The organism is Terriglobia bacterium (assembly GCA_036496425.1).
Classification (GTDB): domain Bacteria; phylum Acidobacteriota; class Terriglobia; order 20CM-2-55-15; family 20CM-2-55-15; genus 20CM-2-55-15.
On record DASXLG010000142.1, the window covers coordinates 1 to 10366 of the forward strand.

Sequence of the window (10366 nt, forward strand, 5' to 3'; positions counted from 1 at the left end):
ATGCCGCCCAGCACGATCAGTGCGACGCCGCCCCACAGTTCCCTGTCCTTCATGGTTCCGAACTGCTGCTGAAGTCTGTCGATCGGCGTCTCCAGCGTGACGCCCTGGGCGCCAAGCATCCGTTTCTTTGCGGTGTAATACGCCTCGAACGGCATATAGAAATAGAACGCGAAGGCCGCCAGAGAAAAAAGAGGCGCGTCGGTTGCATCCGCCAGGGATACGAGCGTTCCGAATATCAATATATGGATGGCGGCCTTCACGAACTCGCCGTTATAGATGGCGCCGACTCCCGGAAGCAGGCCGAGGGCAAAGGCCGCGCCGGGATTGGTGCCGGCGACATCCTTGTGAATCGAGCGCGGTTCGTCGTATCCCGTCGCTTTCTGCTTGACGATGTCACCGAGGCATTTTTCGCAATAAACGCTGCCCTGTACTTTGCGAATGCAGTCATTGCAGAGCGCCTGCCCGCACTGAATGCAGAACGCAACATTCGGGGCTTCGGCGTGATACACACAATTCATCAAGAAATCTCCCTGATCTGATCGATGCGAGCCTGAATCTCCGCCACCAGCGGCGAGCGGTAATACTTGCGGATCGCTCCGTCGTAGGCGTGGTCCAGAACGCCGTGAGCGCTGTAGTAAATGGCGGCCGGGTGCCGGACCGCGGTTGCCCAGTCGGGCGAAATCCCGGCCAGACTTCCCATCCAGCCCAGAACCAGCACTGCCGTGAATAACGCCATGGCGGTGCGCGGCTCGACGATCCATTTCCATACCGAAGTCATGGTGTCGGTCCAGCTTTCGCGCGTAATGCGCGGTGTGTTGGCGACGATGCGAGCGGCCAGCCATGGCGGCGGTTCGTATACCGGGAAGGCTCTTCCTGCCGATATAACCTCTGTAATACCGGCCAGCAATATTGCGCAAGCCGGGCACGTCTGGAGATGGGCGCCGACAGCACGATGATGCTCCGTGCTCAGCGCGCCTTCCAGATAATCCGACACCAGTTCTTCAACAGTTGCGCAGTTCATAAATTCAAGAAGAAACCACAAGAGGCGCAAAAAGCGCATGTGCCTCTTGTGCTTTTTGTGGTTTCTTCATTGTTCCCTTTTCAGCAGCCGGGCCAACTCCGCACGGCCGCGATTGATCCTCGACTTCACCGTACCAAGAGGCAGCTTCAACATATCCGCAATTTCCTCATATGTGAACTCCTCTAAATCCCGCAAAATAACCGCCTCGCGTAAATCTTCCGAGATCCGGAGCAGGGCGGCGTGAACGCGTTCGGAGAGCTCGCGTTGTTCGAGAGCCTGCGCCGGACTCGAGTAGCGCGCGGGATTTTCTTCGGCTTTATCGTAGTCGACTTCCAGCGATTCGGTATGGCTGCGCTCAGTCTTATACTTCCGGTAGTGGTCGATGAGGTGATTGCGGCCAACCCGGACCATCCATGTGGCGAGTGCGCCCGATTCCGGCCGGTACGAGCCGAGAGAACGATAGACTTTGAAAAAGATTTCCTGAGCAAGGTCTTGGGCCTCATCAAATCTCCCGGTGAAGCGGTAAGCCAGGTTGTATATCCGCTGATTGTGCTGGCGGACGATGGTTTCCCAGGCCCTGTGGTCACCCGCCAGGCAGCCTTTCACCAGCTCCGCATCGGTTGTCTGCAACCTTGGTCCGCTCCGTCCGCTTGCGCTACCTCGTTATAAATGAACGAGGTGGCACGAAGAAAAGTTTCAACTTCTTATTACCTTTCTGCGATAATCGCCCAGTCATGAGCCGGAAGTCATTGTTTTTATTGATCTTGACAGTGATAGCCACGGTCCTCGTCTATCGCTGGAGCGACTTCAGCTTTGACTGGAGCTTGTTTTTTACCAGCTTATGGAACGTGCAGCCCCTATGGCTGACGGTCTCGATTGCCGCAACATTTCTCACCTTCTTTATCCGGGCGATCCGCTGGCAGGTTCTGCTTCATCCGCTCAAGTCCATTCCGCTGGGGCCGCTCACCAGTATGAATCTCGTAGGGTTTTCGGCGATCTGCGTACTCGGACGGGCCGGTGAGCTGATCCGGCCGCTATGGTTGACGCGCAAGGAGCGTATTCCGTTGACGGTTTCAATGGCGACGCTGGTGGTGGAGCGCTTTTTTGACTCGGTGATGCTCGTTGTCCTGTTTGCCTGCACGCTTTTATTGGTGAAAGTGCCGACGGCCGCTATCGGAACCCTTACCCTGATGAAAAATGCCGCCTGGATCATCATCCTGGGGTCGGTGGTCAGTCTCGGGGTTCTGTTTCTGTTTCGATCGAATATCGATCGGATCGTCGATTTTGTCCCGTTCAAAAGACTGTCTTCGTTGTTGCGAAGTTTCTCGGACGGCTTATCGTTTCTCGAGAAGAGCCGCACTTTCGGGCTGGTGATTGCCCACTCGGCCGTGTTGTGGATCGCCATCGCTTTTCAATTCTGGTTCATGCTGCTTGGAATGAAGCTGTCCTTTTCCGTTGCTGCGGCGACGCTGGTCATGGTCGTGACTGCGATCGGCTCGGTTGCGCAGGTTCCCGGGATCGGCGGCGGCTTTCAAGCCGGATATATTTTCTGCATGACCACATTCTTTGCTTTGCCCAAAGAGCAAGCCGTGGCAACTTCTTTGATTGCCTGGGCGTCCAGTTCCGTCCCCGTCGTTGTGGCTGGCGCCTTATACATGGTTTCTCATGGACTGTCGCTGAAAGACCTGAAGGCGCAAGCAGTCCCGGCGGAATAGCATGAGCGGAGCGGGCGAAGCGCAAGGCCGGCAGGTCGCAGCAGTAAACAATGCAAGCGCGATAGCGCGCAGCCATTAATCAAAATATGAAATGTCCTTTCTGTGGCCACCTTCACGACAAGGTGGTGGACTCGCGCGAGAGCAAGGAGGGCGATGCGATCCGCCGGCGGCGCCAGTGCCTGGCCTGTCAGCGGCGATTCACCAGCTATGAACGCATCGACGAAATCCCATACATGGTGGTCAAGAAAGACGGGCGCCGGGAGCGGTTCGACCGGCAGAAAGTTCTTGCCGGCATTCTAAAAGCCTGCGAAAAACGGCCCGTCTCGATGGTTCAGCTTGAATCGATCGCGGACAAAGCTGAGACCATGGTTCAGGATTCCAGCGAACGGGAGGTCTCAACCACCACGCTTGGTGAGATGATTATGAATGAGCTCAAGAACCTGGATAAGGTGGCGTACGTCCGGTTCGCCTCCGTGTATCTCGATTTCAAAGATGTTCAGGAATTCATGAGCGAGCTCAAAGATCTGCTGAAGAACCGGGAGTAGCCGATGTACTTCGAATTCCAAGCCCAGGCGCGCCAGGGCGCAACCTGGAGTCCGATCGTCGATGTTTGCGAGCGGCCCGGCGAAATTGTGATCTACGTGGAAATGCCGGGCGTCCACCGCTCCGACGTTCAACTGGCATGGAACGACGGCGTCCTCATCATCTCAGGCACAAAGCGGCAGCAGGGCGCCGACGAGAACGTCGCCGCCTATCTTTGCGTCGAGCGGGCATACGGCCATTTCCGGCGCGAGATTTCGATCAAGATTCCGGTCGACCAGAAAAGCGCGAAAGCGCAATTAAAGGATGGGCTGTTGAAGATTCATCTGCCGAAACGCGCGGAGGCGGAAATCACGATTATTCCGATAGGTTGATGGGGCTGCCCCGACCTCTTCTTGTGGTTCCGGCATCGAGGCATATAAGTTATGAGCATGGAACTCGTCAAAGTGGATCAAGCCCCGGAGCAGCAACAAGTTAGTATTCCGGATGTTCTTCCGGTTCTGCCGCTGCCCGACGTGGTCATGTTCCCTTACATGATCGCGCCTCTGTTTGTGAACCGGGATCGCTCCGCGAAAGCGGTCGACCAGGCGCTCGCGGAAAACCGGATGATTCTGCTGGTCTCGCAGAAGAATCCTAACGTGGATGACCCGAAGGCCGCGGATCTCCACGAGTTCGGAACCGTGTCGATCATCATGCGGATGCTCAAACTGCCGGATGGCCGGATCCGCATTCTGGTTCAGGGATTTTCACGCGCCAAGGTGGAGTCGTACGACGAATCGAAACCCTACCTGACCGCAAAGGTCCAGCCGAAAACCGAGCCTCAGGTGACGGCAATCACGCCGGAACTCGAGGCCCTCATCCGCAATGTGAAATCGACGCTCGAAAAGATGGTTTCGCTGGGTAAGAACATTTCGCCGGACCTTGTGGCCATCGCCGCGAACCTCGATGATGCGGGGCGGCTTGCCGATCTCGTTGCCTCCAATCTCGACTTGAAAGTCGAAAAAGCGCAGGAGGTGCTCGAGGCGACCGATCCGGTCGAACGGCTGCGTCTCGTCAATCAACTGATGGCGAAAGAGACGGAAGTTCTCGAAATTCAAAACGACATCAATACGCAGGCGCGCGGCGAAATGGATAAGAACCAGCGCGAGTTCTATCTGCGGCAGCAGATGAAAGCCATCCAGCAGGAACTCGGCGAAGGCAACGAGCTGCAGGAAGAGATCGAACAATACCGGGTCAAAATCAAAAAGGCCAAGATGCCGAAAGATGTCGCCGAGGAGGCCGACCGCCAGGTGGGCCGCCTCGAGCGCATGCATCCGGACGCCGCGGAGACCGCCACGCTGCGGAATTATCTGGATTGGATGGTCTCGTTGCCCTGGGCAAAATCCACCAAGGACAATCTGGACCTCAAGAAGGCCCAGAAGATTCTCGACGAGGACCATTACGGTCTCGAGAAGATCAAAGACCGCATTGTGGAACATCTTGCGGTGCGGAAATTAAAAAAGGACTCGAAAGGGCCGATCCTTTGCTTCGTCGGGCCTCCGGGCGTCGGAAAGACATCGCTCGGAAAGTCGATCGCGAAGGCTCTGGGCCGGAAGTTCGTCCGCTTGAGTCTCGGCGGCGTGCATGACGAAGCCGAAATTCGCGGCCACCGGCGCACCTACGTCGGCGCACTGCCCGGACGCGTCATCCAGAGCATTCATCAGGCCGGTACGAACAATCCGGTGTTCATGATGGACGAGGTCGATAAAATCGGCGCCGATTTCCGCGGCGATCCATCCTCGGCGCTGCTCGAAGTTCTGGATCCCGAGCAGAATTTTGCATTCCGGGACAACTACCTTGGAGTGCCGTTCGATCTTTCGAACGTGATGTTCGTGACGACGGCAAACATGCTGGACCCGATTCAGCCGGCCTTCCGCGACCGCATGGAGATCATCCAACTGAGCGGCTATACGGAGGAGGAGAAGCTGGAGATCGCGAAACGGCATCTGATTCCGAAACAGATTGAAGAACACGGTCTCAAGAAAAGCCACCTGCAGTTTACGGATGAAGGCCTGCGAGCCATGATCAACAATTACACTCAGGAAGCCGGGCTGCGAAATCTCGAACGTGAGATAGCGGCGGTCTGCCGCAAGGTGGCGAAGCAGGTGGCAACCGGGGAAAAGAAAGTCCGGAAAATCCACACGGACAATCTGGATCAATTCCTCGGCCGGCCGAAGATCTTCCGGGAGGAATTGTTGAAACACGATCAGATCGGGGTTGCAACGGGTCTGGCGTGGACTCCCGCCGGCGGCGACGTGCTTTTCGTCGAAGCGACCACAATGAAGGGCCGCGGCGCTCTCACACTGACCGGCCAACTGGGAGACGTCATGAAGGAATCGGCGCAAGCGGCTCTCAGTTATGCGCGCTCTCACGCGAAAGATTTCGGGATACGCGAGGACTTCTTCGGCAAACACGACATTCACGTCCATGTTCCGGAGGGCGCAATCCCGAAAGACGGTCCGTCCGCCGGAGTCACGATGGCGACGGCGATTCTGTCTCTGCTCACGGGGCAAGCCGTGCGGCGCAAAATCGCGATGACGGGTGAAATCACACTGCGCGGCGAGGTCCTGCCGGTCGGTGGAATCAAAGAAAAAGTCCTGGCCGCACGGCGCGCCAAGATCGACACTGTCATTCTCCCGGCGTTGAACCGGCGCGATCTCGAAGACGTGAATGAAACGATCCGCAATGAAATGAAGTTCGTTTTCGTCGATGATGTGAAGAGCGTCTTCAAGGCTGCTCTACTCGAACGAAAACCGGCAAAGATCGTTCGCGGCCACCGGCGCCTGCGGCGCGGCGCCGAGGCCGTGGTGTGAAACTCAAGGATCTCGGCGAGGGCGGTTTGATTCGCCGGATCCGGGAGCGTTTCGGAGCCAAAGCGGACGAACTTCCGGTCGGCATCGGCGACGATGCCGCGGTCATCGATCTCCCGGCCGGTCATTCACTGGTTTTTTGCTCCGACCTGGTCGCGGAAAACAGTCATTTCATCCGCGGCCTGCATCCTCCCGCCTCGATCGGCTACAAAGCAATCGCAGCCAATGTCAGCGACGTCGCCGCCATGGGCGGCGTGGCGACGCATTTCCTGATCTCGATGGCGACACCGCCGGAACTGGACTGGACCTGGATCGAAGACTTCTTCGGCGGCGTTGAGAGCGCCTGCCGGCAATTTGAAATATCACTCGCAGGCGGAGACTCTTCCGCTTCAGATCGAATCTTCGTCGATGTCGCCATGATCGGCCGCGTGCCTGCCGGCCACGCCGTTCGCCGTTCCGGCGCCAAGGCCGGCGACACCGTGTACGTCACCGGAATGCTCGGCTCGTCCGCGCTGGGTCTCGAACGTCTCAAAGCCGGAATGACCGATGATGCCGCCGTGAAACGCCACCTGCACCCCGAACCCCGCTACAAAGTCGGACCGGCCATCGCTGCCCGCGCTCACGCCATGATCGATGTCAGCGATGGCTTTTCCACGGACCTGACTCACATCCTCCAGGAATCGAAAATGTCGGCGCGCATCTATAAGGACCGACTGCCCGGCTGGCCGGGCGCCGAGGATCACCACGTCCTGCATGGCGGAGAGGAATATGAGTTGATCGTCACCGGCCCTCCCGGCCTTCCGAGGATGATTGAAGGCATTACTCTCACGCCGGTTGGTGACATCATCGAATCCGTGGGCGAACATCAGGCTTTTATCATTGAAGGGACCCGCGAATCCGTCCTGAAGCCAAAGGGCTGGCAGCACTTCGAGTAAGAAATCCCAACACGGCTAAAAACTTTCGATTGACGATGTTTCGCTAAACCATGTAAGTTACATGCTCATTTTATGAACCTACGTATCCAAGGAGTGAGCTCAATGAAAATATTTGCGGGCGGGCTTGTGTTGGCCGCAACTTTGTTGACCGGAACACTATTCGCGCAAACGGCCAAGGCGCCGGCGAAATCGCTTTACGATCGGCTGGGAGGACAACCGGCGATCGAGGCCGTGGCTAACGGGCTGGTCGATCGAATTCTCGCCGACGGCCGAGTGAACAAATGGTTCGCACATGCTGCGTCCACGCCGGAAAATACCAAAACCTACAAAGCCCATCTGGCGACCTTTCTCTGTTCGAGTCTGGGCGGTCAGTGCAAATGGACCGGGCCGGACATGGCCACTATCCATAAAAACAAAGCGGTAACCAGCGAAGCGTTCGACGCCGTTGCCCAGGATCTTTCCGCCCAGCTTGACCAATTAAAGGTGCCCAGCAAAGAGAAGGGCGAACTCATGACGGTTGTCGGATCGCTGAAGAAATCAATCGTCCAAAGCGGTTCGTAACAATAAGAATATGCCGCTGCGCCTCGTCAGGACGCCGGGACGCAGCGGCAGCCGGTCCTCATGCAACTGACGCTTCACACGGATTATGCCTTCCGGGTCCTTCTCTATCTGGGAAGCCAGGCGCCCGGACAAATGGTCTCGACCGAGGAGATCAGCCGGGCATATGGCATTTCCCGGCACCATCTGGTGCGAGTGGTTCAAACACTCAACGAGCACGGTTTCGTCAATGTCGTTGCCGGAAGATCCGGTGGGGTTTGTCTGGCAAGAGAGCCGGATCAAATCTGCCTTGGCGAGGTTATGAGGAAAGCGGAAGCCAACCTGAAAGTCGTCGAATGCTTCGACGCCGAGACCAACACCTGTCCAATCATCAGCATTTGCCGGCTGAAGCCGGTGCTTTCCGAAGCCACGCAAGCTTTTCTGGCGGTGCTCGATCGTTACACTCTCGCGGATCTTCTCGATCGAAAGCGAGGAGCCCGGCTCGCCAAAGTATTTGCCGCCCAGGTCACCGATAAACCTTAAGTGCTGAATCCAAAGGGTTGGCGGCACTTCGAGTAAGAAATGGTATCCTCAAATAATGTCGAACTCCGATATCCTCAGCAAGGCTGACCGGGCCCTGCGGCCCGTCCTGAAGGAGTTGGGAAGATTCCCCTGGATCCGGCTGGAAGGATGCTGTGCCGGCCACAAGCAGGAAGACAGTCTCTGGCTCGAAGTCAATGTACTCGGCTCGACCGGCCTGCAGCGGCTCGCAGATCTTCTGCGCATCCTCGACGGGAAGCTTGCCGGCACCGACTGCCGCGTGGACTGCCTCCTGAGCTACGCCACTCCTTCCGAAATGCCGGGCGTACCACACGGCTGGATTCCCACGGCCATTGAAGTTCTATGGCCGTCACGCAGCGACTGGCGCCGCAGTCAATCGATGATTGTCGAAACACTCCTGTCGTCGATCGAAGAACTGCCAGGCCGGCTGACCGAGCCGTCCAATGAGCCTTGCGCGATCAATTACTGCCCGTTTTGTTCGTCGTCATTCATCCGCGTGGATCAGATCGAAACAACCGGAAACCGTTACCGGTGCGGTGACTGCGATATAACCTGGGTAATGGCGGATCCGATCGTCTAAGCGGAACAGGAGTCTTTTATGGAGTTCACTTCCAGCGAAGAACTGCTTGAAATCAAACGCATCGCGAGAGAATTCGCGGAAAAGGAAATTCGTCCTCACGTCATGGAATGGGACGAGAAGCAGATCTTTCCCCGCGAAGCTCTGAAGAAGCTGGCGGACCTGGGTTTTCTGGGAGTCCTGGTTCCGGTGGAATACGGCGGATCCGGACTGGGATACGTGGAGTACGTGACGATCATCGAAGAACTGTCGCGGGTCGATGGTTCAATCGGAATCTCCGTGGCGGCGCACAATTCGCTTTGCACCGGGCATATTTTCAACTTCGGTTCGGAAGAGCAGCGGCGGCGATACGCGGTACCCCTGGCAAAAGGTGAAAAGATCGGCGCATGGAGCCTCACAGAACCGGAGGCGGGAAGCGATGCAGGCGGCACACAGACGACGGCGCGGCTCGAGGGCGATCACTGGGTGATCAACGGTCAGAAAACCTTCACGACGCACGGGACCTACGGTGATATCTGCGTCGCGATGGCGGTGACAGATAAGACTGCAGGCCATCACGGCATTTCCGCATTCATTCTCGAAAAAGGCATGCCCGGATTTTTCCCCGGCAAAAAAGAAAACAAACTCGGACTGCGCGCAAGCGACACCTCGACGGTCATTTTTGAAGACTGCCGCGTACCGAAAGACAATCTCCTCGGTGAGGCGGGACACGGCTTTATCGACGCGCTCAAGATCCTCGACGGCGGCCGCATCAGCATCGCCGCGCTCGGCGTGGGCATGGCTCAGGGCGCTTACGAAGCGGCGTTGCATTACGCAAAGCAGAGGAAACAATTCGGAAAACCGATCGCGGAGTTTCAGGCCATCCAGTTCAAACTTGCCGACATGGCGACGGAGATCGATGCGGCCCGCCTCCTGATGCATCGCGCCGCATGGATGAAAGACCAGGGCATGCCGACCACAACCCAATCATCGATGGCCAAGCTTTACGCCGGCGAGGTTGCTGTCCGCGTCGCCAATGAGTGCGTCCAGGTCCACGGCGGCTACGGTTTCATCAAGGAATATCCCGCCGAAAAATTCTATCGCGACGTTAAACTCTGCACGATCGGCGAAGGAACGAGCGAGATCCAGAGACTGGTGATCGCGAGAGAAATACTTCGAGACTGAAGATGAAATTGGAGATTGCATCATTGGAAGTTGTTTCATTTCAAATATAGAAATGCAGAAACCTCGAATGATGCACCTTCCGATAGATCCCTCTTCGTGCTTTTGTGTTCCTGTTTTTTATGACTGATCAGTTGCTGGATGACTTCTTCAACGGGGAAACCCGGGCGCTATCGCGGGTGATCACGCGGGTTGAGAACCGGTCGGCAGACAGTCTATCCATCCTTCAAAAGCTGTTTCCGCGCAGTGGAAAAGCCAGAGTCATCGGAGTGACGGGCAGTCCGGGATCGGGCAAGAGTACGCTGGTAGACCGCCTTGCCGGACTTTATCAAAAACGACAGCAAACGCTGGCCATCGTTGCGGTCGATCCGACCAGTCCCTTCACGGGCGGCGCCATCCTGGGCGATCGCATCCGAATGCAGACGCCGGGTGTTTACATTCGCAGCATGGCGACCCGCGGGAATCTCGGC

The 10366-nt window shown here is 57.0% G+C and carries 13 protein-coding genes; 10 read left to right on the forward strand and 3 right to left on the reverse strand.

The genetic code is table 11. The features are described 5' to 3' along the window. The 3 genes from VGK48_10135 to VGK48_10145 form a co-directional block, all read right to left on the reverse strand. Positions 1–521: B-box zinc finger protein (locus VGK48_10135; protein ID HEY2381523.1), on the reverse strand; the 521-nt coding region annotated here is incomplete at its 3' end. Next, entirely contained in the window at positions 518–1021 is a 504-nt protein-coding gene (locus tag VGK48_10140) for a zf-HC2 domain-containing protein (GenBank protein ID HEY2381524.1), read from the reverse strand. The genes VGK48_10135 and VGK48_10140, both read right to left, overlap by 4 nt. 66 nt (positions 1022–1087) lie before the next feature. Further along, on the reverse strand, positions 1088–1651 hold the full coding sequence (locus tag VGK48_10145; protein HEY2381525.1) for a sigma-70 family RNA polymerase sigma factor: 564 nt from the start codon (positions 1649–1651) through the stop codon (positions 1088–1090). Between the two features lie 140 nt (positions 1652–1791). Between VGK48_10145 and VGK48_10150 the strand changes: the two genes are divergently transcribed. The 10 genes from VGK48_10150 to VGK48_10195 form a co-directional block, all read left to right on the forward strand. Next, positions 1792–2736 (forward strand): lysylphosphatidylglycerol synthase transmembrane domain-containing protein, encoded by a 945-nt coding sequence (locus VGK48_10150; protein ID HEY2381526.1) that lies wholly within the window; start codon positions 1792–1794, stop codon positions 2734–2736. Positions 2737–2822: 86 nt separating this feature from the next. Then, a complete protein-coding gene (gene nrdR, locus VGK48_10155) occupies positions 2823–3281 on the forward strand; it encodes a transcriptional regulator NrdR (protein ID HEY2381527.1) in 459 nt (152 codons plus the stop codon). A 3-nt stretch (positions 3282–3284) separates the two neighbouring features. After that, positions 3285–3650 (forward strand): Hsp20/alpha crystallin family protein, encoded by a 366-nt coding sequence (locus VGK48_10160; protein HEY2381528.1) that lies wholly within the window; start codon positions 3285–3287, stop codon positions 3648–3650. A 57-nt stretch (positions 3651–3707) separates the two neighbouring features. Then, positions 3708–6128, forward strand: a complete 2421-nt coding sequence (gene lon, locus VGK48_10165) for an endopeptidase La (GenBank protein ID HEY2381529.1) — start codon at positions 3708–3710, stop codon at positions 6126–6128. After that, complete coding sequence (thiL, locus tag VGK48_10170) at positions 6125–7060, forward strand: thiamine-phosphate kinase (GenBank protein ID HEY2381530.1); 936 nt, start codon at positions 6125–6127, stop codon at positions 7058–7060. The genes lon and thiL overlap by 4 nt, the downstream gene beginning before the upstream one ends. Positions 7061–7162: 102 nt before the next feature. Then, positions 7163–7621, forward strand: coding sequence for a group 1 truncated hemoglobin (locus VGK48_10175; GenBank protein ID HEY2381531.1), 459 nt, complete (start codon positions 7163–7165; stop codon positions 7619–7621). A 60-nt stretch (positions 7622–7681) separates the two neighbouring features. After that, entirely contained in the window at positions 7682–8140 is a 459-nt protein-coding gene (locus VGK48_10180) for an Rrf2 family transcriptional regulator (GenBank protein HEY2381532.1), read from the forward strand. Between the two features lie 55 nt (positions 8141–8195). After that, entirely contained in the window at positions 8196–8738 is a 543-nt protein-coding gene (locus VGK48_10185) for a hypothetical protein (protein HEY2381533.1), read from the forward strand. An 18-nt stretch (positions 8739–8756) separates the two neighbouring features. Further along, positions 8757–9899: an acyl-CoA dehydrogenase gene (locus tag VGK48_10190; protein ID HEY2381534.1), complete on the forward strand. Its 1143-nt coding sequence runs from the start codon at positions 8757–8759 to the stop codon at positions 9897–9899. Positions 9900–10018: 119 nt separating this feature from the next. Then, a partial coding sequence (locus VGK48_10195; protein ID HEY2381535.1) for a P-loop NTPase fold protein occupies positions 10019–10366 on the forward strand: 348 nt, incomplete at its 3' end.